The organism is Amycolatopsis sp. NPDC102522 (genome assembly GCF_055584485.1).
In genome coordinates, this window is record NZ_JBVJLY010000005.1 from 134624 (window position 1) to 156939 (window position 22316).

The following is a 22316-nucleotide window of genomic DNA, read 5'->3' on the forward strand; positions in this document are numbered from 1 at the left end:
AAGAGATGTACGAGCTTTCGCGGGTTCGCCTGCATTCGGTGGGTCCGGCGGGCGCGCGGTACCAGGACGTCGTGCTGGACTTCAGCGGCGTCGGGGCGGCCATCACCGCGCCCAAGCAGGACGCGCTGTTCAGCGCCGGGATTCACCTGGCGGGGGAGGGGCCGCCGCGGCGCCCGTCGCCGGCGAGTGTGCTGTTCCTGGAGAACGGCGGCGGCAAGTCCGTCCTGATCAAGCTGATCTTCTCGGTGATGCTGCCCGGCCGCCGCCAGGTCGTCGGCACGACGAACACGAAGGTGCTGGAGAAGTTCGTCGCCGCCAAGGACGTCTCGCACGTCGTGCTGGAGTGGCTGCAGGTCGAGACCGGGCACCGGGTGATCACCGGCAAGGTGTCGGAATGGCGCGGGCACGTGGTGTCGGCGGATTCGGAGAACCTCGCCGACTCCTGGTACTGCTTCCGCCCCACGCCGTCGCTCGATCTGGACACGCTGCCGCTGACGTCGGACGGCAGGCTGCTGACGATGTCCGGTTTCCACGACCAGCTCGACAAGGTGCACGGCGGCGAGCCGGAACTGGAGCTGTTCTGGACCCGGCGCCACCACGAGTGGACGTCCCGGCTCGACGGCCTCGGCCTCGACACCGAGCTTTTCCGGTACCAGCGCGCGATGAACGCCGGTGAGGGCGAGGCGGCGGACGCCTTCGCGTTCAGCACCGACGAGGCTTTCGTCGAGTTCCTGCTGCGCGCTGTCCTCTCGGAGGAGGAGCCGAAGGATCTCGCCGAGGTCGTGGCGACCTACGCGCACAATCTCGCCCAGCGCGGGGACCTGCTGTCGGAGCGGGACTTCGTCGCGGGCGCGCTCGACCTGCTCGCGCCGCTGGCGGAGGAGGAGGGCGTCGCCGCCGCGTCGCGGAAGCTCGCCGACGCGGCCCGCGCCGAGATGCGGACGCTGGCCGGTCAGGTCGCCGCCCGCGACAAGCTGGAGAACGAGCGGCTGAGCGGGCTCGATCAGCACGTCGACGAGGTGAAGTCGGCGGAGAAACTGGCCGAGGGCGACCATCGCCGTCTCACCGCCGGGGTCACCGAACTCCGGCGCCTGGTCGGGAAACTGCGGCTCGACGACGCGTCGGAGAGCAAGAAGCGGATCGACGGCGAACTGGCCGAGGCCAAGACCGCCGCCGAGGCCTGGCGTGAATGCGCCACCGTGCTCAACCACCTCAACGCCGCCCGCAAGGCCCGCGATTTCCGGGAGCTGGTGGGGAATCGCGAGCAGAAGGCGCAGCCGGCGCTGCAGGCGCGCAACACCGCCGCCGCCGCGCTCGCGCGGGGCCTGCTGGCACTGGCCAAGAACGCGACCGATCAGGCCGCGAAGGCCGAAGCGCATGTCGGCGCCTTGCGTGCCGAAGCGGAGAAGGCGCAAGCCGAACGGGACGAGTCGGCGAACCTCGCCGCCTCGCGCCGGGCGGAGGCCCGTGGACTGGCGGCGCGGATCGCCGAGATCCGCGAGGAGATCGCGGAAACCGTCCGGTCCGGCGCGCTCAAGGCCGGGGCCGACGTCGCCGAGGCGGCGCGCGTGGCCCGGACCGAGGTCGAGACGACCGCCGCGGAACTCGCCCGCCGCGAACAGGAACTCGAACGCGTGGCCGAGGATCTGCGGTCCGCGCAGGTCACCGTGAACGACGCGCACCGGCTCGCGGGCTCCACCGACGACAGGCTGGAGCGCGCGGCCGAGGAACTCGACAGGGCCAACCGGCGCACCGACGCGCTCGCCGTCGAACCCAGGCTGAGCGAACTCCTCGGCGCGGACGACGTCGCGCTGGAGACGGATCTCCCGGTGCTGCTGGAACGGCTTCGCGAGGCGGGTTCGACCGCGGAGAAGGAACAGACCGCGTTGCGGATGGAGGAATCCGTCGACGAGCGCGCGCTGAACGCGCTCGGCTCCGGCGGCCTCCTGCCCGCCACCGAAGAGGTCCAGGCCGCCTTGGACGCGCTGGAAGCCGCCGGGATGAACGCGTGGTCTGGCTGGCGCTACCTGTCTACTTTGGACAAGAAGCAGCGGGCGGCCGTGCTGGCCCGCGCGCCCCAGCTGGTCTCGGGGATCCTGCTGAACGAACCGGAGCAGGTCCGGCTCGCCGAGAAGGTGCTGGCGGAGCGGCGTTTGCTGCCCACCACGATCATCCCGGTCGCCACGACCGGGGCCACCACGGCCGACCGCCTGCCGGGCGAGGCCGGTATCGAATTCCTCGTCCCGCCCAACCCGGCGATGTACGACGAGGAAGCCGCGGACGCCGAGCGCGAGGCCATCGCGCTCCGGCACGCGGAACGGCAGCGCCGCCTGGAAGCGCTGGCGACGTCGCTGACCGACGACAGCGCGTTGTCCTGGAAACTCAAGACCTGGCGTGAGGACTACCCGCCCGGGAGCATCGCGACGCTGGCCGAGCAGTTGCAGAACGCGCGCACCGCGCACGAGACCGCGCGGACCGCGCTGGAGCAGGCGGAAAAGGAGTTCCAGCGGCTCGGTGAGAAGGCGACGGGGCTGCGGGAGCGGGTTCCCGAGCTGCGCTCGGCTTCGGCCGGGGCGGGGGAGCGGGCGCGTGGCCTGGAAACACTCGCCACACGCGCCGCGAAGATTCCCGAGTGGACGGACGACGTCGAGCGCGCGACGGAGACCGCCGAGCGGGCCGAGGCGACGGCGTCCGAAGCCGCGGTGAAGGCTTCCCGGCTGCGTGAGCAGGCCGGTGAGGAACAGCGCACCGCCGACGGGCACCGGCGCACGGCGACGACCGCGAAGTCGGAACTGGCCGAGGTCCCGGGATCGAGCGACGTCACCGAGGACGATCCCGCGCCCGCCGAGCCGGTGGACGCGCTGCGGCGTACTTTCGCGTCGGCGTCCGAGGCGTATGCGAAGGTCGAGGTCGGCAGTGACCTCCGCGCCGAACTCGACCAGGCCGAGAGCGTCGAGGCGTCCGCGCGGGCGGCCGTCGAAGCGCTGGACGAAGCCGTCCGCGAGCGGGCTTCGACGTTGCTGGAGACGCCGGACGGTTCCGACGCTTCGGCACGCGCGGCGGCGCAGGCGCGGGCGAACCGGGCGGTCGCGGTGCTGGAGGAGGAGCGCACCGAGATCGTCGGCCTCGTCGCGACCCGCAAGGCCGAGCTGAGCCAGCTTCCGGAACAGCCTTCAGCGCTCGCCGCGATCTCCTCCGACGCGCGGCCGCAGGACATCGAGCACGGCCTCGCGCTGATCGACGACGCCAGCCTCGAAGTGTCCGCCGCCGCGCGGAAATGGGAGGAGCTCCAGGAACGCCGTGCCGCCGCCGAAGCGACACTGGAGTCCGCCAAGACGTCCGCGTCCGGCTTCGGCCTGCTGGCCGAGTCCATGGCGCATCTGTTGTCCAAAGAGGACGACGAAACGGCGTTCGACGGCGACGTCGAATCCGCGCGGGCCAAGCACTCCCGGCTCAACGCCTCCCTCACCGAAGCACAGGACGCGGCCGACGCGGGCGACCGCCGGGTGCGGGCCGCGGCCGACCAGCTCGCGCAGTACGCCACGGACAAGCGGTTCGAGAAGCTCAGCACGCCGGTGCGCCAGCAGGTGATCTCGGTCCGCCGGGACCAGCTGCCCGCCCACGCGGCGGAATGGGCCGAGGCGCTGCGGCCGCGCTTGCGCACGCTCACCGACGATCTCGCGCAGATCGACCGGCACCGTGGCGGCATCATCACGCGCCTGCAGGGCATGGTCGACGGCGCGCTGCGCACCCTCCGCGCGGCACAACGGGTTTCGCGGCTGCCGGACGGTCTCGGCGACTGGTCGGGCCAGGAGTTCCTGCGGATCCGCTTCACCGAACTCGAAGAGAACGTGCTCGCCGAGAAACTGGGCGAGGTCGTCGACGAGGCCGCGGTGGGGAAGACCTCCGACGGCCGGGACGTCAAGCGGGACGGGCTCTCGCTCGTGCTGCGCGGCGTGCAGGCCGCCGCGCCCAAGGGTTTCCGGGTCGACATGCTGAAGCCGGACTCCGTGCTGCGGACCGAACGGCAGCGCGTTTCCGAGATCCGGGACGTGTTCTCCGGCGGGCAGCAGCTGACCGCGGCGATCATCCTGTACTGCACCCTGGCGGCGCTGCGGGCGAACAACCGCGGCAAGGCCCGCAACCGGCATTCCGGCGTGCTGTTCCTCGACAACCCGATCGGCCGCGCTTCGGCGGGTTACCTGCTGGAGTTGCAGCGCGCGGTGGCCGAGGCGCTGGGTGTCCAGCTGATCTACACGACCGGCCTGTTCGACGCCGGCGCGCTGAGCGAGTTCCCGCTGATCGTGCGGCTGCGCAACGACGCGGACCTGCGGGCGGGCCGCAAGTACCTGTCCGTCGACGCGACGATCCGGAACGCGACCGACGAACTCGGGGAGCCGGACGGTGTCGCGCGGCTCTCGGCGACGCGGCTGTTCACCCGGCCTTCAGAAGAGCCTGAGCAGGAAGAGGAGACAGCCTGAGAGGGATGTGGCACGCGGTGGCACGGCGGGGCACAAGGTGTTAGAGTGCGGGTATGAGCGTTCAGCACGAGATCTCTCAACGTGATCTCCGGAACCGGTCCGGCGAGATCATGGACGCGGTCGAGCACGGCGAAAGCTTCACCGTGACCCGTAGCGGCTCGCCCATCGCCCAGCTGGTCCCGCTGTGTCGGCGGCACGCCGTTTCCCGTGACCAGTTCGCCGCCGTCTCGGCGAACGCTCCGCTCATCGACCCGGACAGGTTCCGCGCGGACCTCGACGACGCTCTCGAAGGGGAGGCGGACGATCCCTATGGCCGCTGAGGTCCACGGCCTGCTCGACACGAACATCCTCATCCTCCGGCGGGCGATCGATCATGCCCAGCTGCCGGATCTGATGTCGATCAGCACGATCACGCTCGCCGAACTGTCGGCGGGTCCGCATTACGCCGAGGACCCGGCCGAACGAGCCCGGCGCACGGATCTACTGCAACGGGTGGAGTCGGAGTTCGATCCGCTGCCTTTCGGTACCGAGGCCGCACGGATCTTCGGCAGGGTGTCGGCGTCCGTGCTCGCGATGGGCAGGACGCCCCGGCGCCGGGTGGCCGACCTGATGATCGCCAGTGTCGCCATCGCGCACCGGATGCCGCTCTACACGACGAACCCGCAGGATTTCGAAGGCCTGAAAGAACTTCTCGACGTCGTTCCGGTCACCCGGCCGGCCTGAGCCCCTCGCGGCTCGAGGTGCGGTACTGCCCGGGTGCTTGGCCGCGGGCGCGCCGGAAGGCCCGGCTGAACGCGTACACCGACGTGTAGCCGACAGCGTGGGCGATGCTGTCCACGGTTTCGCCGGTGTCACGGAGCCGGACCGCGGCCAGGTCCATCCGCCACTGGGTCAGGTAATCGCCGGGGGTCCTGCCGGTGGCTTCGCGGAAGCGGCGTGTCAGCGTGCTGCGCGAGGTCGCCAGTTCCGCCGCGAGCAGATCGGTGGTCCACGGTTTCGCCGGGGCCTCGTGGATCTTGACCAGTGCCACGCTGATCAGCGGATCACCCAGGACGCCGAGCCAGGTTCCCCGCGCCTCGGCCGGTTTTTCGGTCCGCCACACGCGGAGCAGCTGGACCAGGAGGATGTCGACGAGCCGGTTGAGGACGAAGTCGGTGGCGATCTGCGGACGGGCCAATTCCCGCGAGAGCAATCGGACGGTGTCGTCCAGTCCGTCGCCGCCGCGGTTCGCGCTGATGTGCACCAGATCCGGCAGGGTGGCGAGCACCTGGGTGGACACCGCCGGGTCGTAGTCGTAGGACGCGCCGAGGACATGGGTCTGCACCTCCCCGGAGCCGAGACGCAGCACCCCGCCGCAGTCCCGTGCCTTCTCCGCCGCCGTGCACAGCTTGGGAATGACCGGGGCGTCCGGGGCGCTGCGAAGAGTGTGCTCCTGGCCGTTCGGCAGCAGGACGACGTCGCCGGGCATGAGCTGCCGCGGTGGGTGACCCGGCAGATCCAGCCAGGCCGTCCCGCAGGTGACGGCGTAGAAGGCCGCGCCGGCGATGCGATGCCAGAGGATCCCCCACGGTCCGGACCCCTCGATGCGGGCTCCGGCGGCGCCCCGGACGCCACCCACCGCGAGGGTTTCGGCCAACAAGTCCATGCCATCGATGATAGTGCGACAGACGGATATGCCCATGGCGATTTCAGGCATCGATACGGTCACCCGATGCGCCATATGATCGAGGTCATGGCAGAAACGATCGAATTCGACTTCGACGAGATCAACCGCAGCGTGATCGCCGAGTTCCGCGAGAAGGGCGGCAAGGCGGGCGGCATGTTCGAGGGCTTCCCGCTCGTCCTCGTCCACCACACCGGCGCGAAGTCCGGCAAGGAGCGGATCGCGCCGCTCGTCCCGCTCCTGGAGGGCGACCGGATCTACATCTTCGCCAGCAAGGGCGGCGCCGACGACAACCCGGCGTGGTTCCACAACCTGGTGGCCCACCCGGACACCAAGGTCGAGCTCGGCACGGAGACCTTCCCGGTCCGCGCGCGGGTGCTCACCGGCGCCGAGCGCGACGACGTCTACGGCAGGCAGTCCGCCGTCATGCCGCAGTTCGCCGAGTACCAGAGCAAGACCACCCGGGTCATCCCGGTCTTCGAACTGGAACGCGTCTAACCGGCTTATCGAGGGGTAAGCAGAAGGCGGCGCATTCGGACGTGATGGAGTCCCGTGTGATCAGGCACCGCACTCACGTGATCAGAGGCGGATCTCGCGTGATCAGACGCGGATCTCGCGTGATCAGAGGCGGATCTCGCGTGATCAGACGCCGCACGTGAGAGTGCGGCACCCAGTCACGTGAGTTCCGGCTCCAAGCACGCGAGTGCGGGAACCAATCACGCGAGTCACGTCTTCGTGCAGGCTGTGAGCCGGGAACGGGTCGGTCAGGGTAGAGCCGGGCCGGGGTGGTCGTGAGTGGTAAATCGGGTTATTGAGGGGTAAGGCAAAGGTGTCGGGTCGACGAGGGCGCGAGTTGTCACTCAGGGTGAGGGGTGTGTGGAAATAGGGACGTTGAGCGTCCCTATTTCCACACACCCCCTGTCCGACTGTCGTGACCGGTCCGGTCACGACAGGACTGTGTGGATTTCTGGTCATCCAACGCACCAAAATCCACACAGTCGACGCCACAGGCCCGGTGTCGCGCAGCGTCACCGACACCGTCCACAAACACGCCAGGTTTGCCTTACCCCTCAATAGAACACGAATCGCCACTCACGACCCCCGCGACCCGGCGGTTTTGTCGGGGGCCGGTGGTAGAACCGATCCGTGACCCCCAAGATCGACGTCCGGCAGCGCCGCGCCCGGCTCGCCACGCGCCATCACCTCGCCGTGCCCGCCCCGTCGGCGGGCGCCGTGGCGGACGCGGTCGTCGCGCTGCACGCCACGGACCCGGCGACGGTCCATCTCTCGACGTGGGCGCGGTCCAAGCGCGAAGGCGTCACGGATCTGGAGAACGCGCTCTACGAGGAGCGCACGCTGGTGCGGATGCTCGGCATGCGCCGCACCGTCTTCGTGCTCGGGCACGAGAACGCGGCCCTGGTCCAGGCGGCGTGCTCGGCGGACATCGCCAAGAAGCAGCGCCGCCTGCTCGAACAGCACCTCGGCACGCAAGGCCACCCGGAGAACGTGCCCGAGCCGGAACACTGGCTGGCCGAGGTCGAGGACGCGACGGAGCGCGCGCTGAAGGCCCGCGGATCCGCCACGGCGCAACAGCTTTCCCAGGACGAGCCGCGCCTCAAACAGCAGCTCGTGATGTCCAAGGGAAAGCCGTACGAGGCGATCGCCAACGTCACCAGCAGGGTCCTGTTCCAGCTCGCGGTCGACGGCCGCATCGTGCGCGGCCGCCCGCGCGGGAGCTGGATCAGCAGCCAGCACTACTGGGCCCCGATGGCGGACTGGCTGCCACAGGGCATCGCCGAGTACGACGCCGACGAGGCCAGGGCCGAGCTCGCCCGCAGGTGGCTCTACGCCTTCGGTCCGGCGCCGATCGCGGACCTGCGGTGGTGGACGGGCTGGACGGTCGGGCAGACGAAGAAGGCGCTCGCCGTGGTTCAGCCGATCGAGGTCGACCTCGACGGCGTCCCCGGCGTGGTGCTCGCCGACGATCTGGAGCCGGTCGCGGAGCCCGCGCCCTGGGTCGCGCTGCTCCCGTCCCTCGACCCGACGTCGATGGGCTGGATCGAGCGGGACTGGTACCTCGGCCCGCACCGCGCGCCGCTGTTCGACGGCACCGGCAACATCGGGCCCACCGTCTGGGCCGACGGCCGGATCGTCGGCGGCTGGGCGCAGCGTCCGGACGGCGAGGTCGTCCACCACCTCCTGGAGGACGTCGGCGCGGACGTCGAACGGGCCGTCGAGGCGGAGGCGAACCACCTGGCCGAGTGGTTCGGAGAGGTGCGAGTCACGCCACGGATGCGCACCCCGCTGGAGCGGCGGCTAGCACAACGAAGCTGAGAGTTTCCCCAAGACGTCCTGGTAGCGATGCACTTAATCGATTCTTGACCTGACCCACCGAGTGGTGGAAGTCTCGTCAGGGCAAAGAGGGTCGCCCGAGCACGCACGCTAGGGTTGCGCCCGAGTAAAGGACGTCTTACCGGGGCGATCCCGGACGAGTCTCAAGGGAGTGGCAGCAGTGACGGTTCGCGTAGGTGTCAACGGCTTCGGCCGCATCGGCCGCAACTTCTTCCGGGCCGTGCAGGCCGCCGGTCACGACATCGAGGTTGTCGCCTTCAACGACCTCGGCGACGTCGCCACCATGGCCCACCTGCTGAAGTACGACTCCATCCTCGGCCGTTTCCCGGGCGAGGTCAGCGTCAGCGACGAGGGCATCGTCGTCGACGGCAAGACGATCAAGGCCCTCGCCGAGCGCGACCCGGCCAACCTGCCCTGGGGCGACCTGGGCGTGGACGTCGTCGTCGAGTCGACAGGCTTCTTCACCAACGCCGACGCCGCCAAGGCGCACCTGGCCGGCGGCGCGAAGAAGGTCATCATCTCCGCGCCCGCCAAGGGCGAGGACCTGACCGTGGTGCTGGGCGTCAACGACGACAAGTACGACGGCTCGCAGAACATCATCTCGAACGCCTCCTGCACCACGAACTGCCTCGGCCCGCTGGCCAAGGTGCTGCAGGACTCGTTCGGCATCGAGCAGGGCCTGATGACCACCATCCACGCGTACACGCAGGACCAGAACCTGCAGGACGCGCCGCACAAGGACTTGCGCCGCGCCCGCGCCGCCGCGCTGAACATCGTCCCGACCTCGACCGGTGCGGCCAAGGCCATCGGCCTGGTCCTGCCGGAGCTGCAGGGCAAGCTCGACGGCTACGCGCTGCGTGTCCCGATCCCGACAGGCTCGGCCACCGACCTCACCGTCACGCTGACCAAGAGCGCGACCCTCGAGGAGATCAACGCCGCGTACAAGGCCGCCGCCGAGGGCCCCCTGTCCGGCATCCTGCGCTACAACGAGGACCCGATCGTTTCGGCCGACATCGTCACCGACCCGGCGTCCTGCATCTACGACGCGCCGCTGACCAAGGTCATCGGCAACCAGGTCAAGGTCATCGGCTGGTACGACAACGAGTGGGGCTACTCCAACCGCCTCGCCGACCTCGTCAAGCTCGTCGGCAACAAGCTTTCCTGACCGATGGCGCTGAAGAACCTCGAAGACCTGCTGAGCGGGGACGTCTCAGGCCGGTACGTACTCGTACGTTCCGACCTGAACGTCCCGCTCGACGGGGAGACCATCACCGACGACGGCCGCGTCCGCGCGGCCCTGCCGACCCTCAAGCGCCTCGCCGAGGCGGGCGCGAAGGTGGTCGTCACGGCGCACCTCGGCCGTCCCAAGGGCGAGCCGGACCCGAAGTTCTCGCTCGCGCCCGTCGCCGCGAAGCTCACCGAGCTGCTCGGCGTCGACGTCCCGCTGGCGGGTGACCTGGTCGGCGAGTCCGCCAAGGCCACCGTCGCGGGGCTGAGCGACGGTCAGGTGGCACTGCTGGAGAACGTGCGTTTCGACGCGCGCGAGACCAGCAAGGTCGAGGCGGAACGCCAGGAACTGGCCGCCGAGCTGGCCGCGCTCGTCCCCGGCGGCGCGTTCGTCTCCGACGGCTTCGGTGTCGTGCATCGCAAGCAGGCCTCGGTCTACGAGATCGCCCGTGCGCTTCCGGCGTATGCGGGTGGTCTGGTGCTCGCTGAGGTCGAGGTCCTCAAGAAGCTCACCGAGAACCTCGCCCGGCCCTACGTCGTCGTCCTCGGCGGCGCGAAGGTGTCGGACAAGCTGGGCGTGATCGCGAACCTGCTGACCAAGGTCGACAGGCTGCTCATCGGCGGCGGCATGGCGTACACCTTCCTCAAGGCCCAGGGCCACGAGGTCGGGAACTCGCTGCTGCAGGAGGACCAGCTGGACCAGGTCCGTGGCTTCCTCGCCGAGGCGGAGAAGCGCGGTGTCGAGCTGATCCTGCCGGTGGACGTCCTCGCCGCGAAGGGCTTCGCCGCCGACGCGGAGTTCGACGTCGTCGACGCGACGGCCATCCCGGCCGACCGTATGGGTCTCGACATCGGCCCGAAGTCGCGTGAGCTGTTCGCGGGCAAGCTGGCCGATTCCGCGACCGTGTTCTGGAACGGCCCGATGGGCGTGTTCGAGTTCGAGTCCTTCGCCGGTGGCACCCGTGCCGTGGCCGAAGCGCTGGTCAAGAGCGACGCCTTCACCGTGGTCGGCGGCGGCGACTCCGCCGCGGCCGTACGGCAGCTGGGCCTGCCGGAAGACGGCTTCTCGCACATCTCGACCGGCGGCGGAGCGTCGCTGGAGTACCTGGAGGGCAAGGAACTGCCCGGAGTCGCTGTGCTGGGAGAGAACGACTAGTGGCGCGCAAACCGCTCATCGCCGGCAACTGGAAGATGAACCAGAACCACCTCGAAGCCATCGCGCTGGTTCAGAAGATCGCCTTCGCCCTGCCGGAGAAGTACTACGCGAAGGTCGACGTCGCGGTCCTGCCGCCGTTCACCGACATCCGCAGCGTCCAGACGCTGACCGACGGCGACAAGCTGTCGCTCACCTACGGCGCCCAGGACCTGTCGCCGCACGACTCCGGTGCCTACACCGGTGACGTGTCGGGCCTGATGCTGAAGAAGCTGGGTTGCAGCTTCGTCACCGTCGGGCACTCGGAGCGGCGTGAGTACCACGGCGAGACCGACGAACTGGTCAACAAGAAGGTCAAGGCCGCGCTCAAGCACGGCATCACGCCGATCCTGTGCGTGGGGGAGAAGCTCGAGGTCCGCGAGGCCGGCGAGCACATCGCCCACACCACGACCCAGCTGGTCGAGGGCCTCAAGGGGCTCAAGAACGAGCAGGTCATGGACGTCGTCGTCGCCTACGAGCCGGTCTGGGCCATCGGGACCGGCAAGGTCGCGACCCCGGCGGACGCCGAGGAGGTGTGCGGAGCCATCCGCGCCACCCTCGCCGAGAAGTACGGGGCCGAGGTCGCGTCCTCGGTCCGTGTCCTCTACGGGGGCTCGGCCAAGGCCAACAACATCAGCGACCTCGTCGCTTGCGACAACATCGATGGTGCACTCGTCGGTGGTGCCAGCCTGGATGGTGACGAGTTCACCAAACTCTGCGCACTCGCCGCGGGCGGGCCCCTGCCCTGATCGGGGCACCTACCGGGTAACCTGGGTATCCGGTCCGTCACACAGCAGTGGACGAGTCCAGGAGTACGGTGTGTTCTGACAGTCACAAGCTGTCGGTGGCACACCGTTTTCCTGCATTCTCCAAGAGCGCAGAGGATGACATGAAGCTGTTCCTGCAAATCCTGTTGATCGCCTCCAGCTTTTTCCTGGTGGTAGCCGTGCTGCTGCACCGCGGCCGTGGTGGCGGTCTGTCTTCGCTGTTCGGTGGCGGTATGCAGTCGAGCCTGTCCGGCTCGAGCGTGGCCGAGAAGAACCTCGACCGGATCACGCTGCTGCTGGGCGCGGTGTGGCTGATCAGCATCATCGGCCTCGGGCTCCTGCTCAAGGTCTGATCGATCCAGGTGTTTCGGCGTGCCTATGGGGGGCGCGCCGCCGATCCCTATAGGTGTGAGGATTCATGGTTGGCGGTAACGCGATTCGGGGCACCCGTGTGGGTGCCGGACCTTCGGGCGAATCGGAACGGGGTGAGTCGGCGCCGCGGCGCCGCATTTCCTACTGGTGTGCCAACAGGCACGAGGCGCAGCCCTCGTTCTCGATGGACGCCGAGATTCCCGACGAGTGGGATTGCCCGCGCTGCGGACTCCCTGGTGGGCAGGACGAAAAGAACCCGCCTGCGGCGCCGCGGACCGAGCCTTACAAGACCCACTTGGCGTACGTGAAGGAACGGCGTTCCGACGCCGACGGCGAGGCCATCCTCGCCGAGGCGCTGGAGCGGTTGCGCCAGCGCCGGGAGATCTAAGAGCCGCTCACCGGTCGAGCGGGTACCGGGCACGCACCCGGAACCCGCCGTCCTCGGTGTCGGCGGTCTCGAAGCTCCCACCCAGCAGTCGAGCGCGTTCGGCCAGACCGGTCAGCCCGTGCCCTCCCGAGGGCAGGGCCGCACCGGCGGTCCGGGCGCGCTCATTGCGTATTTCGACCTTGAGCGAACCGTGCTCGCCCTGGATCCGGATGGTCGCGGTGGCGCCCGGTGCGTGCTTGTGCACGTTGGTCAGGCATTCCTGCACGGTCCGGTAGGCCGCCGCCGAAACCTGACTGGGCAGGAGGTCGGGGATCCGCTCGACGGTGAGGTGCACGGGGACGTCCGAGCCGCGGATCAGCCGGTCGAGTTCGTTGATCCCCGGCCGCGGTCCGTCTTCTTCGGAGCCCGAGCGGAGCACACTCACGAGCGAGCGCAGTTCTTCGAGCGTCTTCGTGCTCAGCTTCCGGATGACCAGCGCGGTCTCCAGCGAACGAGCGTCGGAGGTCTGCGCCTGCAGCGCGCCGGCCTGCATCGCGATCAGCGTGATCTGGTGCGAGACGACGTCGTGCATCTCCCTCGCGAGACGAGCGCGCTCTTCCGCGCGGACGGCGTCGGCGTGGAAGCGGCGTTCGCGGTCGCGGCTGGCGGCCAGTTCGGCGAGCTTCTGCGAGACCTCGGTCCGTGCTCCGATGAGCAGGCCGATGGCCACCGGCATCCCGGCGACGATGACGCCGTAGATCCCGTCCAGGACGTGTTCGCGCCAGCTGAGCTCGACGAAGTCGGCCAGCGGCCACTGGACGAACCGGCAGGTGAAGACGAGCGCGAACCCGGTCCAGGTCTGCCAGTGCATCTGTTTGCGGGTGGCGAGGAAGCCGAGCGCGATCATCGCGGCCAGCTGCGACCAGCCCGCCAGGAAGCCCGGGACGGTGACGATCACCGCGAGGAACGGCAGCTTGCGGCGGAAGGCGAGGCCGAGGCACGCGGCGCCGGACAGGTAGATGGAGTACGGCTGGGCCTTCTCGGGGATCACCAGCCAGACGTCGAGCGCGGCCAGGAAGATCGCGAGCGTATCGATGCCCAGCGCGACCAGCGCCGGACGTTTGATCTTGGCGAACGACATGACCCCGGCGGCACGGCGCATCCGGTCGGCGGCGTCCGCTCCGGAGCCGCCCACCGAGATACCTGGCATCGAGAGACCCTCTGTGCTCATCGCTGGCGACCTCACTCGTCTTGTGGACTTGAATGGTGAGACGTGTTCTTCGCCCGATCGGGACGCGCAGGAACGAACAAATGTGCGGATGCTAACGGGTGGATGTAGCAGGACGGTAAGTTTCCCCCAGTCGGGCTAGCGACTGTCCGGTCACTGTCCGTTCTGCGGACAAGTGCATGAACGTTCGGTCGGTCGAATCCACACCGGACCACCTGGGCTCGTGGTCCGCTCAGCACTTCGACGAATCAGCGGGCAGGCTCTGACGAAGAAACCAGTGGGAGTTGATCTATGTCACTTTTCGCGTTCGGACGGTGACTGTGGGCCGGGGACTGGAGCTTGGGTTCTTTCAGCGTAGGGAAGAAGCCGCCTCGTGGACGTCCGCCATGGGGGTGTCACGGAACGTCCGAACGCGCGAGAAGGCCCCCATCCTTCGGCTCAACCGAGGGATGGGGGCCTTCACGCGTTACAAGGTCAGGCAGAAGGAGTCTGATAGACCTTCGTGAGTTTCGAAGCGGAACCCCGGTCCAGCAGCCAGAGCGTGCGACGGCTGCCGCGTGCTCCCGCCACCGGGATCTGGACCTCGCCCGCACCGGCCAGTGCCTGCGCGACGGCGTCCGCCTTGGCGTCGCCGCCGGTGACCAGCCAGATGTCCTGCGCGCGACGGATCGCGGGCAGGGTCAGCGAGATCCGGGTGGGCGGCGGCTTCGGGCAGTCGCGCACCGCGACGACCGAGCGGTCCTGCTCGTACACCGCCGGGCTCTCGGGGAAGATCGAGGCGGTGTGCCCCTCTCCGCCGAGACCCAGCAGCATGATGTCGAACGCTGGGACGTCCGCCGTGAGCACCTCGGCGTAGGCCGCGGCCGCCGCGTCGACGTCGTCGCCGAACTCGCCGTCCGAGGGTGCCATCGCGTGCACCCGCTTCGGGTCGAGCGGGACGTGGTCGAGCAGCGCCTCGCGGGCCTGCTTCTCGTTGCGCTCGTCCGAGTCCGCCGGGACGAACCGCTCGTCGCCCCAGTAGACGTCGACACGCGACCAGTCGACGGCGTCACGGGCACTGGAGTCGCGCAGTTCCCTCAGGATCGCGATCCCGGTGCCGCCACCGGTGAGCACCACCGAAGCGGAGCCCTTGGCGGCCTGGACGTCCACGATCCGGGTGACCAGCCTGGCCGCCGTGGCGGCGGCCAGGAGGTCCGGGTTCTCGTAGACGACGACCTCGGTCTTGCTCATGAGGTGCTCTTCGCGGTCGGAGCCTTCTTCTCAGCGGGGGCCTTCTTGGCCGAAGCCGCCTTCTTCGCCGGAGCGGCCTTCGGCGCGGTGCCCGAGGAGATCTTGGAGAGCCCGTTCAGCGAGGCCTCGTAGATCTCGTCCGGGTCGAGCCGCCGCAGCTCCTCGATCAGGCAGTCCTTGTTGTCCCGCCGCTGCAGGGCGATCCGGCGCGTCGGCTGGCCCGGCTGGGTCAGCGTGCCGACCCGACCGTCCGGCCGGTGCAGTTCCACCGGGCCGGAGCGCCGGTCCAGCGTCACCGAGATGATCCCCGCGGCACCGGTGCTCTTGACCCGCTTCACCGGCACCTTGAGGTACTCGGCCAGCCAGCCGGCGAGCAGTTCGGTCGACGGCGAGTCGGCCTCGCCGGTCACGGTCGCGCTGGTGATCTTCTCGTGCGGCGGAAGGTCCAAGGCGGACACGAGCTGGGCGCGCCAGCTCGTCAGCCTGGTCCACGCCAGGTCGGTGTCACCCTCCACATAGGACTTCGCCCGCGTGGTGAGTGCTCTTATGGGCGCCTTTTCCGCCGCCGAGTCGGTGATCCGGCGCTGCGCCAGCTCGCCGAGCGGGTCCTTGGCCGGGGCCTTCGGACCGGTGCCCGGCCACCAGGTGACGATCGGCGCGTCCGGCAGCAGCAGCGGCACGACAGCGCTTTGTCCCTGTGCGGCCAGCGGGCCGTAGAGCCGCAGGACGATGACCTCGCTCGCGCCGGCGTCGCCGCCGACCCGGATCTGGCCGTCGATCCGCGGCGCCGCGGTCCGCGCGCCCTTGGCCACCACGATCACCCGCGACGGGTGCTCCCGGCTGGCCTCGTTGGCGGCCTCGATCGCCTCTTCGAGCCGGTCGTCGTCGTCGGCCACTATGACCAGCGTGAGCACCCGGCCGAGCGCCACCTGCCCGCCCTGTTCGCGGATCTCGACGAGTTTCTTGTTCAGCTGCGACGTCGTGGTCGACGGCAGGTCGATGATCACGGACGCCTCCAGTTCCGGCCGGTACGTTCCAGCATTTCGTCCGCGGACGGCGGCCCCCACGAACCGGGCGGGTACGCCTCGGGCGCGCCCTTCTTGGCCCAGTGGTCGAGGATCGGGTCCAGGATCTCCCAGGACAGTTCGACCTCTTCGTTCACCGGGAACAGCGACGGTTCGCCGAGCAGCACGTCCAGGATGAGCCGCTCGTAGGCTTCCGGCGAGGACTCGGTGAAAGCGTGCCCGTAGCCGAAGTCCATGGTGACGTCGCGGACCTCCATCGTGGTCCCCGGCACCTTCGACCCGAACCGCAGCGTGATGCCCTCGTCGGGCTGCACCCGGATCACCAGCGCGTTCTGGCCCAGCTCCTCGGTCGAGGTCGAGTCGAACGGCAGGTGCGGCGCCCGCTTGAACACCACGGCGATCTCGGTGACCCGGCGGCCCAGCCGCTTGCCGGTGCGCAGGTAGAACGGCACCCCCGCCCAGCGGCGGTTCTGCACCTCCAGCGTCACCGCGGCGTAGGTCTCGGTCGTCGAGTCCTTCGCGAAGCCGCCTTCCTGCAGCAGGCCCGGCACCTTCATGCCGCCCTGCCAGCCGCCCGCGTACTGCCCGCGCGCGGTGGTTTCGTCGAGCGGGCCCAGTGGCTTCGTCGCCGAGAGCACCTTGACCTTCTCCGAGCGGAGAGCGCGCGGAGCGAACGAAACCGGCTCTTCCATCGCTGTCAGCGCGAGGAGCTGCAACAGGTGGTTCTGGATGACGTCGCGAGCGGCGCCGATGCCGTCGTAGTACCCCGCGCGGCCGCCGAGGCCGATGTCCTCGGCCATGGTGATCTGCACGTGGTCGACGTAGTTGGCGTTCCAGATCGGCTCGAACAGCTGGTTCGCGAAGCGCAGCGCCAGCAGGTTCTGCACCGTCTCCTTGCCGAGGTAGTGGTCGATGCGGAACACCGACTCCTCGGGGAAGACGTCGTTCACGATCTCGTTGAGCTCCTTGGCGCTCTTGAGGTCGCGGCCGAACGGCTTCTCGATGACGACGCGGCGCCAGGTCTCTTCGCTCGCGTCGGCGAGGCCGGAGCGGGCGAGTTGCTTGGTCACCACCGGGAACGCGCTCGGCGGGATCGACAGGTAGAACGCGGTGTTGCCACCGGTGCCACGCTCGGCGTCGAGGTCCTTGACCGTCTGCGCGAGCCTGTCGAAGGCGTCGTCGTCGTCGAAGGTGCCCTGGACGAACCGGATGCCTTCGGCGAGCCTGTTCCACACGGACTCCTTGAACGGCGTCCGCGCGTGCTCCTTGACCGAGTCGTGCACGAGCTCGCCGAAGTCCTGGTGCTCCCAGTCCCGGCGGGCGAAACCGACCAGCGAGAACCCGGCGGGCAGCAGCCCGCGGTGGGCGAGGTCGTAGATCGCCGGCATCAGCTTCTTGCGGGCGAGGTCACCGGTCACGCCGAAGATCACCAGGCTGGACGGCCCGGCGATCCGCGGCAGCCGCTTGTCGCGCGGGTCGCGCAGCGGGTTGCTCCAGGCTCGGGTCACTCGCCTGCCTCCTGTACCGCGCGGACCAGTTCGGCCAGGCCGGCGGCCCGGTCGGTGAGGTGCAGCCGCAGCACCGGACGACCGTGCTCCGCGAGCACCTGGCCGTCACCCAGCGCCTGCGCGTGCTGGAGCACACCGAGCGTGTACGGCCTGTCCGGCACGTCGAGATCCTGCTCGACCGCGCCGGTGATCTGCAGGAAGACACCGTTCTGGTGCCCGCCCTTGTGGTACTGCCCGGTCGAGTGCAGGAACCGCGGCCCCCACCCGAAGGTGGTCTGGCGGCCGGTGCGCTTGGCGATCTCGCCGCGCAGGATCGACGTCGACGCGTCGTCGAGACGGTCGAGGTACGCCTGCACCGCGATGTAGCCGGTTTCCGGTGCGGAGTCGAAGAAAGCCCGCAGAATGTCCGCGAGCTTCCCGTCGGTGGCGACTCCCGCCGAGCCGAACACCTCGACCGAGCCGTCCACAGTGGACGGCTTTTCGCCGCCCTTGAGCTTGTCCGGGTTGTCGAGCAGCGAACGCGCGGCCTTCTTGGCGGCCTCGACGTCGGGCTGGTCGAACGGGTTGATCCCGAGCAGCCGTCCGGCGAACGCGGTGGCGAACTCCCACAGCAGGAACTGCGCGCCGAGCGAACCGGTCACGGAGATCTTCGCGGCGCCCTGAGCCGGTCCGACGGCCACCGGGGTGGCGTCAGCCTTCGCGTCGGCGAACCCGGGGGAGTCCGGGCCTTCGACGGCGACCGGCAGGAGACCGGTGCCCTGCTTGCCGGTGGACTCGGCGATCAGCTGCTCCGCCCAGTCGGCGAAGCCCTTGATACCGGATCCAGTGTCAGCGATGACGACCTTCTCGGCGCCCTTTTCGTGCGCCGCGACCCACGCCGCCGCCAGCTTGACCGCGGGGTTGTCCGCGGAGTCGGCGCCCAGCGAGTCGGCCGCCGAAGCCGCCTGGTCGAGCAGGCGGGCGACGTCCGCGCCGGCGAGCCCGGACGGGACGAGCCCGAACGCGGTCAGCGCCGAATAGCGGCCGCCGACGTTCGGGTCGGCGAGGAAGACCTTGCGGTAACCCTCCTTTTCGGACAGTTCCGCGAACGGCGAACCCGGGTCGGTGACGACCACGATCCGCCGGGCCGCGTCGATGCCCGCGTCGGTGAAGGCCTTCGCGAAGATCCGCCGGTGGCTGTCGGTCTCGACGGTGCCGCCGGACTTCGACGACACGACGATGACCGTCCGCTCCAGGTCACCGGCGAGCGCGTCGGCGACCTGGCCAGGGTCGGTGGTGTCGAGGACTGTCAGCGCGACACCGTCGGTCGCGGTGATGACCTCGGGGGCCAGCGACGATCCGCCCATGCCCGCGAGGACGACCCGGTCGACGCCCTCGGAGCGCAGTTCGGTCCGCAGTGCCTCGATCTCGCCGATCAACGGCCGCGAGGACTTGTGCAGCGTCGTCCACGAGAGACGGATCGACGCTTCGGACTCGGCTTCGGGACCCCACAGTGTGGCGTCCTGGGACGCCAATTTCGATGCGACCTGGTCGGCGACGAGCCGCTCCGCGAACGGAGCGGCTTCGCCGGCCAGGGCGGCGTCGACAATTTCGACGCCGGTCGTTTCCCCTGCCATGGTCCAGTTCAGTCCTTTGCCTTTTCGAGCTGCCCGGTGACGGTCTCGAGAAGCTCCACCCAGGACTTCTCGAACTTCTCGACGCCCTCGTCCTCGAGGACCTTGAACACGTCGTCGATGTCGATGCCGACCACACGCAGCTTGTCGAAGACGATCTGCGCGTCGGGGCCCTTGCCGGTCACCGTGTCGCCGGTGATCTCGGCGTGGTCCGCGGCCGAGTCGAGGGTCTTCTCCGGCATCGTGTTGACCGTGTCCTTGACGACGAGCTGGTCCACGTAGCGGGTGTCGGAGTACTGCGGGTCCTTCACGCCGGTGGAGGCCCACAGCGGACGCTGCGCGTTCGCGCCCGCCTCGGCGAGCTTCTTCCAGCGGTCCGAAGCGAAAAGCTCCTCGAACGCCGCGTACGCGAGCCGCGCGTTGGCGATCGCGGCCTCACCGCGCAGCGCGGTGGCGGCGTCGGTGCCGATGGCGCCGAGCCGCTTGTCGATCTCGGTGTCCACACGGGACACGAAGAACGACGCGACCGAGTGGATGCCCTTGAGGTCGTGGCCGTTGACCTTCGCCTGCTCCAAGCCGGCGAAGTAGGCCTCGATGACCGCCTTGTACCGCTCGACCGAGAAGATCAGCGTGACGTTGACGCTGATGCCTTCGGCCAGCGTCTTGGTGATCGCCGGGAGACCCTCTTCGGTCGCCGGGATCTTGATCAGCACGTTCGGCCGGTCCACGGTCTTCCACAGGTCCTGCGCCTCGGCCACCGTCTTGTCGGTGTCCTTGGCCAGGCGCGGGTCCACCTCGATGGACACGCGGCCGTCGACCCCGTTCGTGGCGGTGTAGACGTCGCGGAACAGGTCCGCGGCGTTGCGCACGTCGGTGGTGGTCAGCTCGCGGATGGTGGCCTCGACGTCGGCGCCGCGCGCGGCGAGCTCCTTGGTCTGCTCGTCGTACGCCTCGCCCTTCGACATCGCGTTGGCGAAGATCGTCGGGTTGGTCGTGACGCCCACGACGTGCTTGTCGCGGATCAGGTCGGCGAGGTTGCCGGTGTTCAGGCGCTCACGGGACAGGTCGTCGAGCCAGATCGAAACCCCGGCCTCGGACAGCTGCGCGAGCTTGTCGTTGCTCATGCTTCCCCTTCAGTTCTTGGTGTTGGCGATCGAGCGGCGGGCGGCCTCGACGACGGCTTCCGCGGTGAACCCGAACTCGCGGAACAGCGTGCCGGCGTCGGCCGACGCTCCGAAGTGCTCGATCGAGACGTTCTCCCCGGCGTCACCGGTGAAGCGGTGCCACGAAAGGGCGATACCGGCTTCGACGGAGACGCGTGCCTTGACCGACGGCGGGATCACGGAGTCCTTGTAGGACTGGTCCTGCGCGTCGAACCACTCGACACACGGCATCGAGACGACGCTCGCCGTGATGCCGTCGGCTTCGAGGGTCTTGCGGGCCTCGACGGCCAGCTGGACCTCGGAGCCGGTCGCGATCAGCACGACCTGGGGCAGCTCGCCGGACGCCTCGGCGAGGACGTAACCGCCCCGCTTGACGCCTTCGGCGCTGGTGCCCTCCAGGACCGGCACGTTCTGCCGGGTGAGCGCGAGGCCCGACGGGTGGTGGACGTCCTCCAGGACGGCCTTCCACGCGTATGCGGTCTCGTTGGCGTCCGCCGGGCGGACGACGTTGAGGCCGGGGATCGCGCGCAGCGAGGAGAGCTGCTCGATCGGCTGGTGGGTGGGGCCGTCCTCGCCCAGGCCGATCGAGTCGTGCGTCCACACGTAGGTGACCGGCGCCTTCATCAGCGCGGCCAGCCGCACGGGCGGGCGCATGTAGTCGGAGAAGATCAGGAACGTCGCGCCGTAGGGACGGGTGCCGCCGTGCAGCGCGATGCCGTTGAGGATCGAGCCCATCGCGTGCTCGCGGATGCCGAAGTGCAGCGTCCGGCCGTACGGACTGGTCTTCCACATGTCGGTGGAAGCCTTCTCCGGGCCGAACGAGTCGGCTCCCTTCATGGTGGTGTTGTTGCTCTCCGCGAGGTCCGCGGAACCGCCCCAGAGCTCGGGAAGCGGGTCGGCGAGCGCGTTGAGCACCTCACCGGAGGCCTTGCGGGTCGCGATGCCCTTGGCGTCCGGCTCCCACTTCGGCAGGTTGTCGGCGAAACCGTCGGGCAGCGTGCGGGTGGCCATCCGGTCCGCGATCTTCTTGCGCTCCGGGTTGGCGGCGCCCCACGCCTCGAACTTCTCCTGCCACTCGGCGCGCGCGGTCTTGCCGCGGTCGACGGCGGCGCGGGTGTGCGCGATGACCTCGTCGTCGACCTGGAAGTTCTGCTCCGGGTCGAAGCCGAGGATCTCCTTGACAGCGGCGACCTCTTCGGCACCGAGCGCGGCACCGTGGGCCTTGCCGGTGCCCATCTTCTTCGGCGCCGGGTACCCGATGACGGTCTTCAGCGCGATGAACGACGGGCGCTCGGTCTCGGCCTTCGCGGCCTTGATGGCCTCTTCGATCGCGGTGACGTCCTCGCCACCCTCGACGACCTGGGTGTGCCACCCGTAGGCCTCGTAGCGCTTCACGACGTCCTCGGAGAGCGCGATCTTGGTGTCGTCCTCGATCGAGATCTCGTTGTCGTCCCAGAAGACGATGAGGTTGCCCAGTTCCTGGCGGCCGGCGATCGAGGAGGCCTCGGCGGTGACGCCCTCTTCGATGTCACCGTCGGAGGCGATCACGTAGATGTGGTGATCGAAGAGGCTCTCGCCGACGGCGGGCTCCGGGTCCAGCAGGCCGCGCTCGCGACGGGCCGCCATCGCCATGCCGACGCCGTTGGCCAGGCCCTGGCCGAGCGGGCCGGTGGTGGTCTCGACGCCCTTGGTGTGGCGGTACTCCGGGTGACCCGGGGTCTTCGAGTCCCACTTGCGGAGCTGCTTCAGGTCTTCCAGCTCCAGGCCGAACCCGGCGAGGTACAGCTGGATGTAGAGGGTGAGGCTCGAGTGACCGGCGGAGAGGATGAAACGGTCACGGGCGGGCCACTCGGGGTCCGCCGGGTCATGACGCAGCGTCCGCTGGAAGAGCGTGTAGGCGAGCGGCGCCAGGCTCATCGCGGTGCCGGGGTGACCACTGCCGCAGTTCTCGACCGCGTCCGCGGCGAGCACCCGGACGGTGTCGACGGCCCGCGTGTCGATGTCGGTCCAGTCGGCGGGCACGTTGCGCGTCAGGAGTGGGTTCTTCTCGCTGGTAGAGGCGGTTTCGGACACTGAACTCGAACTCCCCGTCATCAGGTTGTGGCTTCTCTTCCCTCGTGGGTAACCC

General features: G+C 69.2%; 18 protein-coding genes. 10 read left to right on the forward strand and 8 right to left on the reverse strand.

Annotated features, from left to right (window positions below):
* Nucleotides 1–5: 5 nt before the first annotated feature.
* Genes ACZ6YV_RS15935 through ACZ6YV_RS15945 form a run of 3 tightly spaced genes read left to right on the forward strand, consistent with a single transcriptional unit; the run spans nucleotide 6 to nucleotide 5204 of the window.
* Nucleotides 6–4481, forward strand: coding sequence for a coiled-coil domain-containing protein (locus ACZ6YV_RS15935; RefSeq protein WP_465510281.1), 4476 nt, complete (start codon nucleotides 6–8; stop codon nucleotides 4479–4481).
* Between the two features lie 53 nt (nucleotides 4482–4534).
* Complete coding sequence (locus ACZ6YV_RS15940; protein WP_093934251.1) at nucleotides 4535–4801, forward strand: type II toxin-antitoxin system Phd/YefM family antitoxin; 267 nt, start codon at nucleotides 4535–4537, stop codon at nucleotides 4799–4801.
* Nucleotides 4791–5204 (forward strand): PIN domain-containing protein, encoded by a 414-nt coding sequence (locus ACZ6YV_RS15945; RefSeq protein ID WP_465510282.1) that lies wholly within the window; start codon nucleotides 4791–4793, stop codon nucleotides 5202–5204. The genes ACZ6YV_RS15940 and ACZ6YV_RS15945 overlap by 11 nt, the downstream gene beginning before the upstream one ends.
* Here ACZ6YV_RS15945 and ACZ6YV_RS15950 read toward each other — a convergent pair.
* The gene (locus tag ACZ6YV_RS15950; RefSeq protein ID WP_465510283.1) at nucleotides 5188–6126 is read right to left on the reverse strand and encodes an AraC family transcriptional regulator; all 939 of its coding nucleotides are present in this window, start codon (nucleotides 6124–6126) and stop codon (nucleotides 5188–5190) included. The genes ACZ6YV_RS15945 and ACZ6YV_RS15950 overlap by 17 nt on opposite strands.
* 87 nt (nucleotides 6127–6213) lie before the next feature.
* Here ACZ6YV_RS15950 and ACZ6YV_RS15955 point away from each other — a divergent pair, with 87 nt between their 5' ends.
* From ACZ6YV_RS15955 to ACZ6YV_RS15985, 7 genes are all read left to right on the forward strand, one after another.
* The gene (locus tag ACZ6YV_RS15955) at nucleotides 6214–6642 is read left to right on the forward strand and encodes a nitroreductase family deazaflavin-dependent oxidoreductase (RefSeq protein WP_465510284.1); all 429 of its coding nucleotides are present in this window, start codon (nucleotides 6214–6216) and stop codon (nucleotides 6640–6642) included.
* Between the two features lie 648 nt (nucleotides 6643–7290).
* Nucleotides 7291–8478: a winged helix DNA-binding domain-containing protein gene (locus ACZ6YV_RS15960; protein ID WP_465510285.1), complete on the forward strand. Its 1188-nt coding sequence runs from the start codon at nucleotides 7291–7293 to the stop codon at nucleotides 8476–8478.
* Between the two features lie 178 nt (nucleotides 8479–8656).
* On the forward strand, nucleotides 8657–9661 hold the full coding sequence (gene gap, locus ACZ6YV_RS15965; RefSeq protein ID WP_465510286.1) for a type I glyceraldehyde-3-phosphate dehydrogenase: 1005 nt from the start codon (nucleotides 8657–8659) through the stop codon (nucleotides 9659–9661).
* A gap of 9 nt (nucleotides 9662–9670) precedes the next feature.
* Nucleotides 9671–10879: a phosphoglycerate kinase gene (locus ACZ6YV_RS15970; RefSeq protein WP_465510410.1), complete on the forward strand. Its 1209-nt coding sequence runs from the start codon at nucleotides 9671–9673 to the stop codon at nucleotides 10877–10879.
* On the forward strand, nucleotides 10879–11664 hold the full coding sequence (gene tpiA / locus ACZ6YV_RS15975; RefSeq protein ID WP_465510287.1) for a triose-phosphate isomerase: 786 nt from the start codon (nucleotides 10879–10881) through the stop codon (nucleotides 11662–11664). Before ACZ6YV_RS15970 ends, tpiA begins: the two co-directional genes overlap by 1 nt.
* A gap of 140 nt (nucleotides 11665–11804) precedes the next feature.
* Nucleotides 11805–12035 (forward strand): preprotein translocase subunit SecG, encoded by a 231-nt coding sequence (gene secG, locus ACZ6YV_RS15980; protein WP_005152283.1) that lies wholly within the window; start codon nucleotides 11805–11807, stop codon nucleotides 12033–12035.
* Between the two features lie 65 nt (nucleotides 12036–12100).
* The gene (locus ACZ6YV_RS15985; protein ID WP_364031925.1) at nucleotides 12101–12442 is read left to right on the forward strand and encodes an RNA polymerase-binding protein RbpA; all 342 of its coding nucleotides are present in this window, start codon (nucleotides 12101–12103) and stop codon (nucleotides 12440–12442) included.
* Nucleotides 12443–12449: 7 nt separating this feature from the next.
* Here the strand turns inward: ACZ6YV_RS15985 and ACZ6YV_RS15990 are convergent, their stop codons facing one another.
* From ACZ6YV_RS15990 to tkt, 7 genes are all read right to left on the reverse strand, one after another.
* A complete protein-coding gene (locus tag ACZ6YV_RS15990) occupies nucleotides 12450–13652 on the reverse strand; it encodes a sensor histidine kinase (protein ID WP_465510288.1) in 1203 nt (400 codons plus the stop codon).
* Nucleotides 13653–14123: 471 nt separating this feature from the next.
* Nucleotides 14124–14879, reverse strand: a complete 756-nt coding sequence (gene pgl, locus ACZ6YV_RS15995) for a 6-phosphogluconolactonase (RefSeq protein ID WP_465510289.1) — start codon at nucleotides 14877–14879, stop codon at nucleotides 14124–14126.
* Complete coding sequence (opcA, locus tag ACZ6YV_RS16000; protein WP_465510290.1) at nucleotides 14876–15886, reverse strand: glucose-6-phosphate dehydrogenase assembly protein OpcA; 1011 nt, start codon at nucleotides 15884–15886, stop codon at nucleotides 14876–14878. The genes pgl and opcA overlap by 4 nt, the downstream gene beginning before the upstream one ends.
* Nucleotides 15883–17412: a glucose-6-phosphate dehydrogenase gene (gene zwf / locus ACZ6YV_RS16005; RefSeq protein ID WP_465510291.1), complete on the reverse strand. Its 1530-nt coding sequence runs from the start codon at nucleotides 17410–17412 to the stop codon at nucleotides 15883–15885. Before zwf ends, opcA begins: the two co-directional genes overlap by 4 nt.
* On the reverse strand, nucleotides 17409–19028 hold the full coding sequence (locus ACZ6YV_RS16010) for a glucose-6-phosphate isomerase (protein WP_465510292.1): 1620 nt from the start codon (nucleotides 19026–19028) through the stop codon (nucleotides 17409–17411). Before ACZ6YV_RS16010 ends, zwf begins: the two co-directional genes overlap by 4 nt.
* 8 nt (nucleotides 19029–19036) lie before the next feature.
* Nucleotides 19037–20149: a transaldolase gene (gene tal / locus ACZ6YV_RS16015; protein WP_465510293.1), complete on the reverse strand. Its 1113-nt coding sequence runs from the start codon at nucleotides 20147–20149 to the stop codon at nucleotides 19037–19039.
* Nucleotides 20150–20158: 9 nt separating this feature from the next.
* The gene (gene tkt, locus ACZ6YV_RS16020; RefSeq protein ID WP_465510294.1) at nucleotides 20159–22261 is read right to left on the reverse strand and encodes a transketolase; all 2103 of its coding nucleotides are present in this window, start codon (nucleotides 22259–22261) and stop codon (nucleotides 20159–20161) included.
* Nucleotides 22262–22316: the final 55 nt, after the last annotated feature.

What these genes read in the sequence shown, in the direction of transcription:
- ACZ6YV_RS15935 (WP_465510281.1), top strand. Translation starts at nt 6, where the DNA reads ATGTACGAGCTTTCGCGGGTTCGCCTGCATTCGGTGGGTCCGGCGGGC.
- ACZ6YV_RS15940 (WP_093934251.1), top strand. Translation starts at nt 4,535, where the DNA reads ATGAGCGTTCAGCACGAGATCTCTCAACGTGATCTCCGGAACCGGTCC.
- ACZ6YV_RS15945 (WP_465510282.1), top strand. Translation starts at nt 4,791, where the DNA reads ATGGCCGCTGAGGTCCACGGCCTGCTCGACACGAACATCCTCATCCTC.
- ACZ6YV_RS15950 (WP_465510283.1), bottom strand. Translation starts at nt 6,126, where the DNA reads ATGGACTTGTTGGCCGAAACCCTCGCGGTGGGTGGCGTCCGGGGCGCC.
- ACZ6YV_RS15955 (WP_465510284.1), top strand. Translation starts at nt 6,214, where the DNA reads ATGGCAGAAACGATCGAATTCGACTTCGACGAGATCAACCGCAGCGTG.
- secG (WP_005152283.1), top strand. Translation starts at nt 11,805, where the DNA reads ATGAAGCTGTTCCTGCAAATCCTGTTGATCGCCTCCAGCTTTTTCCTG.
- ACZ6YV_RS15985 (WP_364031925.1), top strand. Translation starts at nt 12,101, where the DNA reads ATGGTTGGCGGTAACGCGATTCGGGGCACCCGTGTGGGTGCCGGACCT.
- ACZ6YV_RS15990 (WP_465510288.1), bottom strand. Translation starts at nt 13,652, where the DNA reads ATGAGCACAGAGGGTCTCTCGATGCCAGGTATCTCGGTGGGCGGCTCC.
- pgl (WP_465510289.1), bottom strand. Translation starts at nt 14,879, where the DNA reads ATGAGCAAGACCGAGGTCGTCGTCTACGAGAACCCGGACCTCCTGGCC.
- ACZ6YV_RS16010 (WP_465510292.1), bottom strand. Translation starts at nt 19,028, where the DNA reads ATGGCAGGGGAAACGACCGGCGTCGAAATTGTCGACGCCGCCCTGGCC.
- tal (WP_465510293.1), bottom strand. Translation starts at nt 20,149, where the DNA reads ATGAGCAACGACAAGCTCGCGCAGCTGTCCGAGGCCGGGGTTTCGATC.